A 15,709-nucleotide genomic window follows, 5' to 3' on the forward strand; every position below is an offset into this window, starting at 1 on the left:
TCGTCGTGATCGCCGCCGTCAGCGTCGTCTTGCCATGATCAACGTGCCCAATCGTCCCCACGTTCACGTGCGGCTTGGTACGCTCAAACTTTCCCTTTGCCATGTCTAGCCCCTAAATCCCAAAACTCACTTCTTGTTGATGATCGCTTCGGCGACGTTCTTCGGCGCTTCGGCGTAATGCTTGAATTCCATCGAGTAGGTTGCACGCCCCTGGCTCAAAGAACGCAAAGTCGTGGAATAACCAAACATCGCAGCGAGCGGCACTTCGGCCTTGATGGCCTTGATGCCACCGGGCAGATCTTCCATGCCCTGAACGATGCCGCGACGACCCGACAGGTCACCCATCACGTTACCCATGTAGTCTTCCGGTGTTTCCACCTCGACTGCCATCATCGGTTCGAGCAATACGGGACTCGCCTTGCGCATCGCGTCCTTGAAAGCCATCGATGCGGCCATCTTGAAAGCGTTTTCGTTCGAATCGACGTCGTGGTAAGAGCCGTCGAACAGCGTGACCTTGACATCAACAACGGGGAAACCTGCAAGCACGCCGTTCGGCAGCGTTTCGCGCAGACCCTTGTCGACTGCAGGAATGAATTCGCGCGGCACGGTACCACCCTTGATTGCATCGACGAACTCGTAACCCTTGCCCGCTTCATTCGGCTCAAGCTTGATCCAGACGTGCCCGTATTGGCCGCGACCGCCCGACTGCTTGACGAACTTCCCTTCCTGCTCGACCGACTTGCGCACGGCTTCGCGGTAGGCGACCTGAGGCGCACCAACGTTGGCCTCAACACCGAATTCACGCTTCATTCGATCGACAATGATTTCGAGATGCAGCTCACCCATGCCCGAGATCACGGTCTGACCGGATTCCTCATCGGTACGCACGCGGAATGAAGGGTCTTCCTGCGCAAGACGCGACAACGCCAAGCCCATCTTTTCCTGATCGCCTTTCGTCTTCGGCTCGACAGCAACGTGAATCACCGGCTCCGGAAATTCCATGCGCTCGAGCGTCACGGCATTGTCCGGATCACACAGCGTCTCACCGGTGGTCACCGACGAGAGGCCGATCGCAGCCGCGATGTCGCCGGCGCGCACTTCCTCGATTTCCTGACGATCGTTGGCGTGCATTTGCACCAGACGACCGATGCGGTCCTTCTTGCCCTTTATCGGGTTGTACACCGTGTCACCCGATTTCAGCACACCCGAATAGACGCGAATGAACGTGAGCTGACCAACGTACTTGTCCGACATCAGCTTGAAAGCCAGCGCCGAAAACTTTTCGTCGTCTGCGGCGCGGCGCTCGACCGGCTTGTCGTCGTCATCCAAACCCTGGACTGGGGGAATATCCACCGGCGAAGGGAGAAAATCGATCACGGCATCCAGCATTCGCTGCACACCCTTGTTCTTGAATGCGGTGCCACACAACATCGGATGAATTTCACCTGCGATGGTACGGGTCCGCAGCCCGAGAATGATGTCCTTCTCGTCGAGGTCGCCGTTTTCAAGGTAGCGGTTCATCAACTCTTCGCTGGATTCCGCTGCCGCCTCGACCATCTTCTCGCGCCATTCGCTGCACACGTCCGCAAGTTCGGCAGGAATCTCTTCATAGGAGAACTTGATGCCCTGAGAGGCCTCATCCCACAGGATCGCCTTCATCTTGATCAGGTCGACAACGCCCTTGAAGCCTTCTTCTGCACCAATCGGCACAACAACCGGCACCGGATTGGCGTGCAGACGAGTCTTCAACTGTTCATAAACCTTGAAGAAGTTCGCACCCGTGCGGTCCATCTTGTTGACGAAGGCTAGACGCGGTACGCCGTACTTGTTGGCCTGACGCCAGACGGTTTCCGACTGGGGTTGCACACCACCCACGGCGCAATAAACCATGCACGCGCCATCCAGCACACGCATCGAACGCTCGACTTCAATTGTGAAATCCACGTGACCCGGCGTGTCGATGATGTTGATGCGATGCTCGGGGTAGTCACCCGCCATGCCCTTCCAGAACGTGGTAACGGCGGCGGACGTGATCGTGATGCCACGCTCCTGCTCCTGCTCCATCCAGTCCGTCGTGGCAGCACCGTCATGCACTTCGCCGAGCTTGTGATTCACGCCCGTATAGAAAAGAATGCGCTCGGTGGTCGTCGTCTTGCCGGCGTCGATGTGAGCGGAAATGCCGATATTCCGGTAGCGCTCGATCGGTGTCTTGCGTGCCACGATACAGTCCTTTGAAACAAGAGGCCGCCACAAGTGGCGGCCATTCGATTAAGCGGGATGACTCAGAAACGGAAGTGCGAGAAAGCCTTGTTGGCATCCGCCATCCGATGCACCTCGTCGCGCTTCTTCATCGCAGCACCGCGGCCTTCGGACGCCTCAAGCAACTCAGCAGCGAGGCGCAGCCCCATGGACTTCTCCGAGCGCTTGCGAGCGGCTTCACGCAACCAGCGCATCGACAGCGCCATGCGGCGCGACGGGCGCACCTCAACCGGCACCTGGTAGTTGGCACCGCCGACGCGACGGCTCTTGACCTCGACGACCGGCTTCACGTTGCTGATGGCCTGAGCAAAGACCTCAAGCGGATCCTTCCCGCTCTTGGACTTGATCTGCTCGAAAGCCCCATAAACAATACGCTCGGCGACCGACTTCTTGCCGGCCGACATCAGCACATTGACGAACTTGGAGAGTTCGACGCTACCGAATTTCGGATCGGGCAGAATGTCTCTCTTGGGTACTTCACGACGACGTGGCATGTTTAAACCCTTAACTTCTTGCTATTACACTGCAATGAGCACGCGCTGACAAAAACCGGTCAGGCCTTTTTCGGACGCTTCGCGCCGTACTTGGAGCGCGACTGCTTGCGATCCTTCACACCCTGCAGATCAAGCGACCCGCGAACGATGTGATAGCGCACACCCGGGAGATCCTTGACGCGACCGCCACGGATCAGCACGACCGAGTGCTCCTGAAGATTGTGCCCTTCACCACCGATGTACGAGATCACCTCGAAACCGTTGGTCAGACGCACTTTCGCAACCTTGCGCAGCGCCGAATTCGGCTTTTTCGGAGTTGTGGTGTAGACACGCGTGCAAACGCCGCGCTTTTGCGGGCAAGCCTCAAGGGCCGGCACTTTTGATTTGCTTACCGGCGACGTGCGCGGCTTGCGAACAAGCTGATTAATGGTTGGCATTTTTCGAGATTCCAAAAGACCGGAGGCGACGCCTTTTACGGTCGGCCCGCCTCCGTGACTCGTTCGCCCCGGGCCCGCTACGGTTGGCGGACCCACAAAGAGGCCGGATTATAGGCATACTTAACAGGACGGGTCAACCACCAGCAGCCCTTTGCCGCTGGTGGTTGACCCTCCCACGGGTTGCTGCGTGGCTACTGGGCTTCGCCGGTTTCCGCTTCTACCGGTATCGGATCGTCGCCGAACAGCACGCGATCCGCCGCAGCCGCATCGTCGCCGCGTGTCTGGCCGCGACGGGTGCGGTGATAAGCCAGACCGGTACCGGCCGGAATCAGTCGTCCGACGATCACGTTTTCCTTGAGGCCACGCAACTCGTCGCGCTTGCCCATGATCGCCGCCTCGGTCAGCACGCGCGTCGTTTCCTGGAAGGACGCCGCGGAGATGAACGAATCGGTAGACAACGAGGCCTTCGTGATGCCGAGCAGCATGTACTGGTACTCACACGGACGCTTGCCCTCGGAGACCAGGCGATCGTTCTCGTCAAGCACTTCTGAACGCTCCACCTGTTCCTCGCGGATGAACTTCGAATCGCCGGAGTCAACGATTACAACGCGACGAAGCATCTGGCGGACGATGACCTCGATGTGCTTGTCGTTGATCTTCACGCCCTGCAGTCGATACACGTCCTGCACTTCGTCGATGATGTAGCGCGCCAGTTCCTCGACGCCCTTCAGACGCAGGATGTCGTGCGGCTCTACTGCACCGTCGACGATCACTTCACCCTTGTTCACCACCTGGCCGTCGTGCACTGTGACGTGCTTGTCCTTCGGTATCAGGAACTCGTTCACTGTGCCGTCCGGTTCGGTGATGACCAGACGCTGCTTGCCTTTGGTGTCCTTGCCGAACGAAACCGTACCAGTGACTTCGGCAAGGAGGCCGGCGTCCTTCGGCGAACGCGCTTCGAACAGTTCCGCCACGCGCGGCAAGCCGCCCGTGATGTCGCGCGTTTTCGCCGATTCCTGCGGGATGCGCGCAAGCACGTCACCAACGCTGACAGTCTGACCATCCTTCACGGTGATGATGCACCCCACCTGGAAGGTGATCGACACCGGGGTTTCTGTACCGGCAACCTTCACCTCCTCACCGGTTTCGGTCAGCAGCTTGACCTGCGGGCGCAACCCCTTGGTCGTCGTGCTGCGACGCTTCGGATCGATCACGACCAGCGTGGTCAGGCCGGTCACGTCGTCCACCTGTTTGGCTACGGTCACGCCTTCCTCGACGTGCTCGAAGCGGACCACGCCCGAGTACTCGGTGATGATCGGACGGGTGTGTGGATCCCAGCTGGCGAGCGCGGTACCAGCCTTGATGGCCTGGCCTTCGTCGACCTGCAGTGTGGCACCGTACGGTACCTTGTGACGCTCGCGCTCGCGGCCGTGATCATCGGTGATGATGACTTCGGCACTGCGCGCGATGACGATTTTCTCGTTCTTCGCACTGGTGACGTAACGCATGTTCAGCGTAAAGCGGATCACGCCGGAGCTCTTTGCCTCGACGCCACTTGCCGCGGCGGCCCGTGATGCCGCACCGCCGACGTGGAAGGTACGCATAGTGAGCTGCGTACCCGGCTCGCCGATGGACTGCGCAGCGATCACGCCGACCGCCTCGCCGGTATTCACCAGCTGCCCGCGGCCCAGATCGCGGCCGTAGCACTTTGCGCACAGGCCGTACCGGGTTTCGCAGGTCAGCGGGGTGCGGACCTTGACTTCATCCACACCGAGCGAATCGATCAGGTCGCACTTGTCTTCGTCCAGCAGTTCGCCAGCGTAGATCACCGTGGCCTGCGTCTCCGGATTCACCACGTCGGCCGCTGTCGTTCGGCCGAGGATGCGATCACGCAGCGGCTCGATCACTTCACCGCCTTCGACCAACGCCTTCATAACGAAGCCTTCGCTGGTACCGCAATCGTCCTCGGTCACCACCAGATCCTGCGTCACGTCGACCAGGCGACGCGTCAGGTAACCGGAATTCGCCGTCTTCAACGCAGTGTCGGCCAGACCCTTGCGGGCGCCGTGCGTCGAAATGAAGTACTGCAGAACGTTCAGACCTTCGCGGAAGTTGGTCGTGATCGGCGTTTCGATGATCGAACCGTCCGGCTTTGCCATCAATCCGCGCATGCCGGCAAGCTGACGAATCTGGGCGGCGGAACCGCGCGCACCGGAGTCGGCCATCATGTAGATGGAGTTGAACGACTCCTGCTTGACCGCGTTGCCGTCGCGATCGACGGTGTCTTCCTGGCCGAGCTGGTCCATCATGGCCTTGGCGACCTGGTCACCGGCGCGACCCCAGATGTCCACCACCTTGTTGTAGCGCTCGCCGTCGGTCACCAGACCGGACGTGTATTGCTGGGCGATTTCCTTCACCTCGGCTTCGGCCGCGCTGATCAGGGTGTGCTTGGCATCCGGCACCAGCATGTCCTTCACCGCGATCGAAATGCCGGCGCGGGTCGCGAGTGCGAAACCGGCCTGCATCAGCTTGTCGGCGAAGATGACCGTTTCGCGAAGGCCGCAGCGACGGAAGCTGTTGTTGACCAGACGCGAGATTTCCTTCTTCTTCAGCGCCTTGTCGAGCACCGTAAATGGCAGGCCCGGCGGCAGGATTTCCGACAGCATGGCGCGGCCGACCGTCGTTTCGTAGCGCGTCACCTTGTCGCGCTTCTCGTCGTCGATCACTTCGACTTCGCGGATACGCACCGAAATCCTGGAGTGCAGTTCGACGAAGCCGTTGTCGTAGGCGCGGCGCATTTCATTCACGTTGGCGAACATCATGCCTTCGCCCTTGCCGTTGATCTTCGAACGGGTGGCGTAGTACAGGCCGAGCACGATGTCCTGCGACGGCACGATGATCGGCTCGCCATTGGCCGGCGACAGCACGTTGTTCGACGCCAGCATCAGCGTGCGCGCTTCCATCTGCGCTTCCAGCGACAGCGGCACGTGCACGGCCATCTGGTCACCGTCGAAGTCGGCGTTGAATGCCACGCAGACCAGCGGGTGCAGCTGGATGGCCTTGCCTTCGATCAGCATCGGCTCGAACGCCTGGATGCCGAGGCGGTGCAGTGTCGGCGCACGGTTCAGCATGACCGGATGTTCGCGGATCACCTCTTCTAGGATGTCCCACACTTCCGGCACTTCCTGCTCAACCAGCTTCTTGGCGGCCTTGATCGTGGTCGCCATGCCATTCAGTTCAAGCTTGTTGAAGATGAAGGGCTTGAACAGTTCGAGCGCCATCTTCTTCGGCAGGCCGCACTGATGCAGCTTGAGTTGAGGGCCCACCACGATGACCGAACGCCCCGAGTAGTCGACGCGCTTGCCCAGCAGGTTCTGACGGAAACGACCGCCCTTGCCCTTGATCATGTCGGCCAGCGACTTCAACGGGCGCTTGTTGGCACCAGTCATTGCCTTGCCGCGACGGCCGTTGTCGAGCAGCGAATCCACCGCTTCCTGCAGCATGCGCTTTTCGTTGCGCACGATGATTTCCGGCGCCTTCAGTTCGAGCAGGCGCTTCAGGCGGTTGTTGCGGTTGATGACGCGGCGGTACAGGTCATTCAGGTCGGATGTCGCGAAGCGGCCACCGTCCAGCGGCACCAGCGGACGCAGGTCCGGCGGCAGAACCGGCAGCACTTCCAGAATCATCCATTCCGGCTTGATGCCCGAGTGCTGGAAGCCCTCGAGAATCTTCAGGCGCTTGGAAATCTTCTTCATCTTCGCTTCGGAACTGGTGGCTTCCAGTTCGCCGCGCAGCTTTTCCACTTCGCGGTTCAGGTCGAGCGAACGCAGCATGCCGCGCACGCCTTCGGCACCCATGAACGCGGTGAAGTCGTCGCCGTACTCCTCGACCTTCGCCAGGTAGTCGTCTTCCGACAGCAACTGGCCGCGGGCCAGCGGCGTCATTCCGGGATCGACGACAACGAAGCCTTCGAAGTACAGCACGCGTTCGATGTCGCGCAACGTCATGTCGAGCACCATGCCCAGACGCGATGGCAGCGACTTCAGGAACCAGATGTGCGCGGTCGGGCTGGCCAGCTCGATGTGGCCCATGCGCTCGCGACGCACCTTCGACAACGTGACTTCGACGCCGCACTTTTCGCAGATGACACCGCGGTGCTTCAGGCGCTTGTACTTGCCGCACAGGCACTCGTAGTCCTTCACCGGGCCGAAGATCTTGGCGCAGAACAGACCATCGCGCTCCGGCTTGAAGGTGCGGTAGTTGATGGTTTCCGGCTTCTTGACTTCGCCGTAGGACCAGGAACGGATCTTGTCCGGCGACGCGAGACCGATGGTGATCGCGTCGAACTCTTCTTCCTGGGTGACCTGCTTGAACAGATCCAGCAATGCTTTCATGGCAACTCCTTTGGGGCTAGTGGCTAGGGGCTAGGCGGGGTTGGCTTTCGCGCCCTGTCCTAGAACCGCTCCAAATCAATGTCGATGGCCAGCGACCGGATTTCCTTCACCAGCACGTTGAACGACTCCGGCATGCCGGCATCGATCTTGTGCTCGCCCTTGACGATGTTCTCGTACACCTTCGTACGACCCGTGACGTCGTCGGACTTGACGGTGAGCATTTCCTGCAGCGTGTAGGACGCGCCGTACGCTTCCAGTGCCCACACTTCCATTTCACCGAAGCGCTGACCACCGAACTGCGCCTTGCCGCCCAGCGGCTGCTGGGTGACCAGGGAGTACGGGCCGGTCGACCGGGCGTGCATCTTGTCGTCAACCAGGTGATGCAGCTTCAGCACATGCATGTAGCCGACCGTCACCTGACGCTCGAAGGCTTCGCCGGTGCGTCCGTCGTACAGCGTCATCTGGCCGCCGGACGGCATGTCGGCGAGTTCCAGCATGCGACGGATTTCCGACTCGTGTGCGCCGTCGAAGACCGGCGTCGCGAACGGAACTCCGTGCTTCAGGTTGCTCGCCAGCTCGAGCACTTCGTCGTCGGTCAGCGAGGTGATCTCTTCCGGCTTGCCACTGCTGTTGTAGATCTCGTCCATGAAACCACGCAACTCGGCGAGATTGGCCTGACGACGCAGCATGCCATCGATCTTCTTGCCGAGGCCGCGCGCAGCCATGCCAAGGTGGGTTTCGAGGATCTGGCCGATGTTCATCCGCGACGGCACGCCGAGCGGATTGAGCACGATATCGACCGGCGTGCCGTCTTCCATGTGCGGCATGTCTTCGAGCGGCGTGATCTTGGACACCACACCCTTGTTGCCGTGACGGCCGGCCATCTTGTCGCCCGGCTGCAGGCGGCGCTTCACGGCCAGATAAACCTTGACCATCTTCTGCACGCCCGGCGGCAGCTCGTCGCCCTGGGTCAGCTTCTTCTTCTTCAGTTCGAACGCGACATCGAAGTCGGTGCGGGTCTTTTCCAGCGACTCGCGCAGGCTCTCCAGTTGCGCTGCGATCTCTTCGTCCGCCATGCGGATGTCGAACCAGTTGTGCGGCTCGACGCCATCAAGGTACTCGCGGGTGATCGTCGTGCCCTTAGCCAGACGCTTCGGACCGCCGTTGGCGACACGACCCGCCAGCAGACGTTCGATACGGGCAAAGGTGTCGCGTTCGACGATGCGCATCTGGTCGCCCAGATCCTGACGGTAGCTTCGCAGCATGTCATCGACGATGGACTGAGCACGCTTGTCGCGCTCGATGCCTTCGCGGGTGAACACCTGCACGTCGATCACCGTGCCGTTCATGCCCGAGGGCACGCGCAACGAGGTGTCCTTCACGTCCGAAGCCTTTTCGCCGAAGATCGCGCGCAGCAGCTTCTCTTCCGGTGTCAGCTGGGTTTCGCCCTTCGGCGTCACCTTGCCGACCAGCACGTCACCGGCTTCGACTTCAGCGCCGATATACACGATGCCCGATTCGTCGAGACGGCCGAGCTGGGCTTCGCCGAGCGACGCGATGTCGCGCGTGATTTCTTCCGGGCCCAGCTTGGTGTCGCGTGCGACGACTGTCAGTTCTTCGATGTGGATCGACGTGAAGCGATCTTCGGCGACAACGCGTTCCGAAATCAGGATCGAATCTTCGAAGTTGTAGCCGTTCCACGGCATGAAGGCGACCAGCATGTTCTGGCCGAGCGCCAGTTCGCCAAGGTCCGTCGAGGCACCGTCGGCCACGACGTCGCCCTTGGCGATGATGTCGCCGCTCTTGACCACCGGTCGCTGGTTGATGTTCGTGTTCTGGTTCGAACGCGTGTACTTCACCAGGTTGTAGATGTCGACGCCGACTTCGCCCGGCACCGTTTCGTCGTCATTGACGCGCACCACGATGCGGTTCGCGTCGACGTAGTCGACCACGCCACCGCGCAGTGCCTGCACTGCGGTACCCGAGTCGACCGCAACCGTGCGTTCGATGCCGGTGCCGACGAAGGCCTTTTCCGGACGCAGGCAGGGCACGGCCTGACGCTGCATGTTCGCACCCATCAATGCGCGGTTCGCGTCGTCATGCTCGAGGAACGGAATCAGCGAGGCGGCGACCGACACGATCTGACCTGGCGCGATGTCCATGTACTGCACCTGATCCGGCGTCGACAGCATGAACTCGCCCTTGTGACGGCAGGACACCAGTTCATCCGACAGACCGCCGTTCTTGTCCAGTGACGCGTTCGCCTGTGCGATCACATACTTGCCTTCTTCGATCGCCGACAGGAAATCGATCTGTTCGGTGACGTGGCTGCCATCGACACGGCGATACGGCGTTTCGAGGAAGCCGTACTTGTTGGTGCGGGCATACAGCGCGAGCGAATTGATCAGGCCGATGTTCGGGCCTTCCGGTGTTTCGATCGGGCACACGCGACCATAGTGGGTCGGATGCACGTCGCGTACCTCGAAGCCGGCACGCTCGCGCGTCAGACCGCCCGGGCCCAGCGCGGACACGCGACGCTTGTGCGTGATTTCCGACAGCGGGTTCGTCTGGTCCATGAACTGCGACAGCTGGCTGGAACCGAAGAACTCCTTGATCGCTGCGCTGATCGGCTTGGCGTTGATCAGATCGTGCGGCATCAAGTTGTCCGACTCGGCCTGCGACAGCCGCTCCTTGACGGCGCGCTCTACGCGCACCAGACCTGCGCGGAACTGGTTCTCCGCCAGTTCGCCGACCGAACGCACGCGGCGATTGCCGAGGTGGTCGATGTCGTCTATTTCGCCCTTGCCGTTGCGCAGATCGACCAGGATGCGGATGACGTCGACGATGTCCTCGTTGGACAGCGTGGCCGCGCCTTCGATTGCATCGCGACCGACGCGACGGTTGAACTTCATCCGCCCTACGGCCGAAAGGTCGTAGCGCTCTTCCGAATAGAACAGGCCGTGAAACAATGTTTCCACGGCATCTTCCGTCGGCGGCTCACCCGGTCGCATCATGCGGTAGATGGCGACGCGCGCCTGCCATTGATCAGCGGTTTCGTCGGTGCGCAGCGTCTGCGAAATGTACGGACCGCGGTCCAGGTCATTCACGTACAGCGTCGAAATCTCGCCGACGCCTGCCACGCTCAGCTTGGCAAGCAGCTCTTCGGTGATCTCGTCATTCACGTTCGCCAGCACTTCGCCGGTTTCCGGATCGACCACGGCGCTCGAGAATACGCGTCCGACGAGGAAGTCTTCCGGCACCACGATGGCTTCGGTGCCCGACTCTGCGAGTTCGCGTATGTGCTTCGCGGTGATGCGCTTGTCCTTCGCCACAACGACTTTGCCTGAACCGTCGATGATGTCGAACTTCGCAACTTCACCGCGCAGGCGTTCCGGCACCAGCTTCATCTGGATGCCGCCCTTGGCGGCCAGGTCGAAGGCGTCGAATTCGAAGAACGTCGACAGGATCTGCGTCGGCGTCATGCCGATCGCCTTCAACAGGATCGTCACCGGCATCTTGCGACGACGGTCGACGCGGAAGTAGAGGTAGTCCTTCGGATCGAATTCGAAGTCGAGCCAAGAGCCGCGGTAAGGAATGATACGGGCCGAGAACAGCAGCTTGCCCGAGCTGTGGGTCTTGCCGCGATCATGCTCGAAGAACACGCCCGGCGAACGATGCAGCTGGCTGACGATGACGCGCTCGGTGCCGTTGATGACGAAGGAACCGGTAGTCGTCATGAGCGGAATTTCGCCCATGTACACTTCCTGTTCCTTCACTTCCTTGATGGTTTCCTTCGGCGCTTCACGGTCCATGATGACCAGGCGCACGCGCGCGCGCAGCGGGCTCGCGAAAGTCAGGCCGCGTTGATGGCATTCCTTGACGTCGAATGCGGGTTCGCCAAGCATGAAATGCACGAACTCGAGGCGCGCATTGCCGGAATGCGAACTGATCGGGAAGATCGACGTGAAAGCAGCCTGCAGGCCCTGGTTGCGACGGGATTCGGCGGGAATCTCGGCCTGCAGGAACTGGGTGTAGGACTCCAGCTGGGTCGCCAGCAGGAACGGCACGTCGAGTACCGCATCGCGCTTGGCAAAGCTTTTGCGGATGCGCTTCTTCTCGGTGTAGGTATAGGCCATGAAATCTCCGGGCATAGAGTGCGATGGCCGGGGAAAACGGAGCGTGCGCCACCCGGCGCGCCGTCCGCGTTTCACCACGGATTGCAATCAGGACATCGTCACCGGCGGTTGGCCTCTACCAACCCCTGGGCTGACAACGAAAGCGCGGGCATGAGCACCCGAGGCGGGACTTTCGTTCGACCGGAAACGGTCTTCCGTGATCGCTTCGGAAGACAAGGAAAGCACGTTCGCGCACGTGCTTTCCTGGTATCCCCAAACGGCGACGGGAGTACGGCCCGAAGGCACGCACTCCCGCCGATCAGGTCGGAATTACTTGATTTCGACCTTGGCGCCTGCGTCGTCCAGCTGCTTCTTCAGGGCTTCTGCGTCAGCCTTCGAAATGGCTTCCTTCACCGCCTTCGGCGCGCCATCCACGAGGTCCTTGGCTTCCTTCAGGCCCAAGCCGGTTACGGCGCGAACGACCTTGATGACTTCAACCTTCTTCTCGCCAGCGGCCAGCAGCATGACGGTGAATTCGGTCTGCTCTTCAGCGGCCGGCGCGGCAGCAGCTGCCGGAGCTGCAGCAACGGAAACCGAGGCGGCGGCGGAGACGCCGAACTTCTCTTCCATATCCTTGATCAGTTGCGACAGTTCGAGAACCGACATTGCGGCAACAGCTTCCAGGACCTGCTCTTTGCTAATCGACATTTAAAAAACTCCTGATTCAAGCGCCGGGATGAATTCCAGCGGCGCGGGATGGTGATGTAGTCGTTCGTGAAGCCCGAACTCAGGCAGACTGCTTTTCGCGTTCGTCGCGCACCGCCGCGAGGGTACGGACGAACTTGCCCGGCACCTCGTTGAGGGTCTGCACAAACTTTGCGATCGGCGCCTGCATCGTGCCCAGAAGTGTTGCGAGCAGTTCATCGCGGCTCGGCATGGTGGCCAGCGCCTTGACGCCTGCGGCGTCCATGACGTGATTGGCCAGTGCGCCGCCCTTGATGACCAGCTTGTCATTGCCCTTGACGAATTCCTGCAGGACCTTTGCCGCCGATACCGGATCGGCGGACATGCCATACATCAGCGGTCCGGTCATGTCCTTCGCCAGCCCCTCGAAAGGGGTTCCCTCAACAGCGCGACGTGCCAGCGTGTTCTTCAGAACGCGCAGGTAGACACCCTGTGCTCGGGCCTGGGCACGCAAACGCGTGACATCGCCCACTTCCAGACCGCGGTTCTCGGCGATCACGATCACCTGCGCGCCCGCAACTTCAGCGGCCACACCGGCGACGACTTCCTTCTTCTGATCGAGATTGAGTCCCAAGGTCTACTCCCATGATTACGGTCGTCAGGCACACATCGCTGCCCACCTGACGAACCACCTGCGGCGACCGTATCAGGAGAAGAAACTGTCCGTAAGGACACCATCCATCCTGTGTCGGGTAACGCCATCTGCGCAGGCGGAGTGTTGGCTCCATTACGCCCGAACGGGCACCTGCGGTCTTTGACAACCTGCCACCCCATACGGGCGATGGCAGCCCAAAGTTCTGTTGCGTGCCCGGCGAGCCGGGCACAAATGCTTACTGCACCGACGCCTGATCGACGCGGATACCGACACCCATCGTCGACGTGACCGACACCTTGCGCAGATACACGCCCTTGGCCGCAGCCGGACGCGCCTTGTTCAGCGCTTCGATCAGTGCCTTGATGTTGGTGGTGAGCTGCTCCGGCGTGAAGGACGCGCGGCCAACGGTACATTGCACGATGCCACCTTTGTCGGTCCGGTACTGCACCTGACCGGCCTTCGCGTTCTTGACCGCAGTGGCGACATCCATGGTCACGGTGCCAACCTTCGGATTCGGCATCAGGCCTCGCGGGCCGAGGATCTGGCCCAGCGCACCGACGACACGCATCGCGTCCGGCGTCGCGATCGCGACGTCGAAATTCAGGTTGCCTTCCTTGACCTGGGCTGCCAGATCGTCGAAGCCGACAACATCCGCACCGGCGGCACGGGCTTCGTCAGCCTTCGCACCTTGGGCGAACACGGCGACGCGTACCGACTTGCCGGTACCTGCCGGCAGCACGACCGAGCCACGGACCAACTGGTCCGACTTCTTCGCGTCGATGCCCAGATTCACGGCCAGATCGACCGATTCATCGAACTTGGCGTTCGCGGTTTCCTTGACCAGCGCGAGCGCATCGGCCAACGGGTAGCTGCGGTTGCGATCGATCTTGGCGCGCAGCGCCTGAACGCGTTTGGACAGTTTCGCCATGATTACAGCCCCTCCACCGTAATGCCCATGCTGCGGGCCGAACCGGCGATCGTGCGCACTGCAGCGTCAAGATCACCCGCAGTCAGATCCTTGTTTTTCACCTTGACGATTTCTTCAAGCTGCGCGCGGGTCACCTTGCCCACCTTGTCGGTGTGCGGCTTGGGCGAACCCTTGGTGATGCCGGCAGCCTTCTTGATGAGAATGGTCGCCGGGGGCGACTTCATCACGAAGGTGAATGACTTGTCCGCGTAGGCGGTGATGACCACCGGAATCGGCAGGCCCGGTTCCATGCCCTGGGTCTGCGCATTGAACGACTTGCAGAACTCCATGATGTTCAAACCGCGCTGACCCAGCGCGGGACCGATCGGGGGCGACGGATTCGCCTTCCCGGCCGGCACTTGCAGCTTTACATAGCCGACGATTTTCTTCGCCATGATGACTCCTGATGTGAGTGATAGCGTGACGTGCGGTCACCGGACCGCCTGTCACTCCTCTACCGGTGACAACACCGGAAACAATTGCGCGGCACTGCCCTCAGGCTGCACCGCGCACCCAGACAACGCCTTACGGCGCTGCCTCAATTGCTGGACCTGACCCCGACCCAAGCGCCTGGGATCAAACCTTCTCGACCTGTGCAAACTCAAGCTCAACCGGCGTCGCACGGCCGAAGATGGTCACCGAAACATGCAGGCGACTCTTGTCGTAATTGACGCTCTCGACCGATCCGTTGAAATCGGTGAACGGGCCATCCTTGACCCTAACCAATTCGCCCACTTCGAACAGCACCTTCGGACGGGGCTTTTCAACCCCTTCCTGCATCTGCTGCATGATCTTCTCGACTTCCTTCTCGGAAATCGGTGTCGGCTTGTTGGCACTGCCGCCAACGAAACCCGTGACCTTCGGTGTGCTCTTCACGAGGTGCCAGCTATCCTCGTCCATATCCATTTCGACCAGAACATAACCCGGGAAGAATTTGCGCTCCGACACGGCCTTCTGGCCGCCACGCATTTCAACCACCTCTTCAACCGGAACAAGGATCTGGCCGAACTTGTCCTGCATGCTCGCCCGGGTGATCCGCTCGACGAGCGCGCGCTGCACCGATTTCTCGAAACCGGAATAGGCATGTACGACGTACCAACGCTTGCTCATGATTTTTTCCAGCCCAGGATGAGGTCGTACAACACCCACTCGAAGCTCTTGTCAGTCAGCCACAGGAAAACGGCCATGACGAATACGAAGCCGAACACGATCGCTGTCGTCTGCACTGTTTCCTTGCGGCTCGGCCATGCAACCTTTTTCGCTTCCGCCACCGACTCGTTGGCAAATTCGAAGAAGCGGCGGCCCTGTGCCGTATACCAGGCGACGGCAATACCAGCAGCGATGCCACCCACAACGGACAGCACACGCACCGCCATGATCTGGTCGGAGAAAACATAGAAGCCGGCCAGCCCTGCAATCAGCAGTGCAATGGCCAGCGCAAGCTTCAGCTGGTCGGTCATGAATGTCCGGGAACGCTCAGGCGCTCCGCAAAGTTACCCGTCCTGATTACCGGGATGGCAGGGGCAGAGGGAATCGAACCCCCAACCTTCGGTTTTGGAGACCGACGCTCTGCCAATTGAGCTATGCCCCTGCAAAACAAACCCGGCCGGCTCACGCAGGCCGGGGCACATCAACCTGCTTAAGCGATGATCTTGGCAACCACGCCCGCGCCCACCGTACGACCGCCTTCGCGAATCGCAAAGC

General features: G+C 60.8%; 12 protein-coding genes and 1 tRNA gene. All 13 read right to left on the bottom strand.

What is annotated here, in order from left to right:
- Positions 1-103: GTP-binding protein (locus NMQ14_RS19210; RefSeq protein ID WP_033456734.1), on the bottom strand; the 103-nt coding region annotated here is incomplete at its 3' end.
- A 23-nt stretch (positions 104-126) separates the two neighbouring features.
- Positions 127-2,220, bottom strand: a complete 2,094-nt coding sequence (gene fusA / locus NMQ14_RS19215) for an elongation factor G (RefSeq protein ID WP_069039298.1) — start codon at positions 2,218-2,220, stop codon at positions 127-129.
- A 62-nt stretch (positions 2,221-2,282) separates the two neighbouring features.
- The gene (gene rpsG / locus NMQ14_RS19220; protein WP_257098467.1) at positions 2,283-2,753 is read right to left on the bottom strand and encodes a 30S ribosomal protein S7; all 471 of its coding nucleotides are present in this window, start codon (positions 2,751-2,753) and stop codon (positions 2,283-2,285) included.
- A 59-nt stretch (positions 2,754-2,812) separates the two neighbouring features.
- Entirely contained in the window at positions 2,813-3,190 is a 378-nt protein-coding gene (gene rpsL / locus NMQ14_RS19225; protein ID WP_008061703.1) for a 30S ribosomal protein S12, read from the bottom strand.
- 191 nt (positions 3,191-3,381) lie between these two features.
- On the bottom strand, positions 3,382-7,584 hold the full coding sequence (gene rpoC, locus NMQ14_RS19230; protein ID WP_257098468.1) for a DNA-directed RNA polymerase subunit beta': 4,203 nt from the start codon (positions 7,582-7,584) through the stop codon (positions 3,382-3,384).
- A gap of 59 nt (positions 7,585-7,643) precedes the next feature.
- On the bottom strand, positions 7,644-11,720 hold the full coding sequence (gene rpoB, locus NMQ14_RS19235) for a DNA-directed RNA polymerase subunit beta (protein WP_257098469.1): 4,077 nt from the start codon (positions 11,718-11,720) through the stop codon (positions 7,644-7,646).
- A gap of 309 nt (positions 11,721-12,029) precedes the next feature.
- Positions 12,030-12,407, bottom strand: a complete 378-nt coding sequence (gene rplL, locus NMQ14_RS19240; protein ID WP_257082510.1) for a 50S ribosomal protein L7/L12 — start codon at positions 12,405-12,407, stop codon at positions 12,030-12,032.
- 79 nt (positions 12,408-12,486) lie between these two features.
- Positions 12,487-13,017 carry a 50S ribosomal protein L10 gene (gene rplJ / locus NMQ14_RS19245; RefSeq protein ID WP_257098470.1) on the bottom strand — a complete coding sequence of 177 codons (531 nt, stop codon included), beginning with the start codon at positions 13,015-13,017 and terminating at the stop codon, positions 12,487-12,489.
- 256 nt (positions 13,018-13,273) lie between these two features.
- Positions 13,274-13,966 carry a 50S ribosomal protein L1 gene (gene rplA / locus NMQ14_RS19250; protein WP_069039292.1) on the bottom strand — a complete coding sequence of 231 codons (693 nt, stop codon included), beginning with the start codon at positions 13,964-13,966 and terminating at the stop codon, positions 13,274-13,276.
- Between the two features lie 2 nt (positions 13,967-13,968).
- Entirely contained in the window at positions 13,969-14,400 is a 432-nt protein-coding gene (gene rplK, locus NMQ14_RS19255; RefSeq protein ID WP_257098471.1) for a 50S ribosomal protein L11, read from the bottom strand.
- Positions 14,401-14,581: 181 nt separating this feature from the next.
- Entirely contained in the window at positions 14,582-15,115 is a 534-nt protein-coding gene (gene nusG / locus NMQ14_RS19260; RefSeq protein WP_069039290.1) for a transcription termination/antitermination protein NusG, read from the bottom strand.
- Complete coding sequence (gene secE / locus NMQ14_RS19265) at positions 15,112-15,465, bottom strand: preprotein translocase subunit SecE (RefSeq protein ID WP_069039289.1); 354 nt, start codon at positions 15,463-15,465, stop codon at positions 15,112-15,114. Before secE ends, nusG begins: the two co-directional genes overlap by 4 nt.
- Positions 15,466-15,520: 55 nt before the next feature.
- Positions 15,521-15,596, bottom strand: a tRNA-Trp gene (locus tag NMQ14_RS19270).
- Positions 15,597-15,709 lie beyond the last annotated feature (113 nt).

The organism is Methyloversatilis sp. XJ19-13, from assembly GCF_024580155.1.
Taxonomy (GTDB): Bacteria; Pseudomonadota; Gammaproteobacteria; order Burkholderiales; family Rhodocyclaceae; genus Methyloversatilis.

Coding starts and splice junctions, on each gene's coding strand:
- nusG (WP_069039290.1), bottom strand. CDS start 15,115: ATGAGCAAGCGTTGGTACGTCGTACATGCCTATTCCGGTTTCGAGAAA.
- rpsL (WP_008061703.1), bottom strand. CDS start 3,190: ATGCCAACCATTAATCAGCTTGTTCGCAAGCCGCGCACGTCGCCGGTA.
- rplK (WP_257098471.1), bottom strand. CDS start 14,400: ATGGCGAAGAAAATCGTCGGCTATGTAAAGCTGCAAGTGCCGGCCGGG.
- rpoB (WP_257098469.1), bottom strand. CDS start 11,720: ATGGCCTATACCTACACCGAGAAGAAGCGCATCCGCAAAAGCTTTGCC.
- rpoC (WP_257098468.1), bottom strand. CDS start 7,584: ATGAAAGCATTGCTGGATCTGTTCAAGCAGGTCACCCAGGAAGAAGAG.
- rplL (WP_257082510.1), bottom strand. CDS start 12,407: ATGTCGATTAGCAAAGAGCAGGTCCTGGAAGCTGTTGCCGCAATGTCG.
- rpsG (WP_257098467.1), bottom strand. CDS start 2,753: ATGCCACGTCGTCGTGAAGTACCCAAGAGAGACATTCTGCCCGATCCG.
- rplA (WP_069039292.1), bottom strand. CDS start 13,966: ATGGCGAAACTGTCCAAACGCGTTCAGGCGCTGCGCGCCAAGATCGAT.
- secE (WP_069039289.1), bottom strand. CDS start 15,465: ATGACCGACCAGCTGAAGCTTGCGCTGGCCATTGCACTGCTGATTGCA.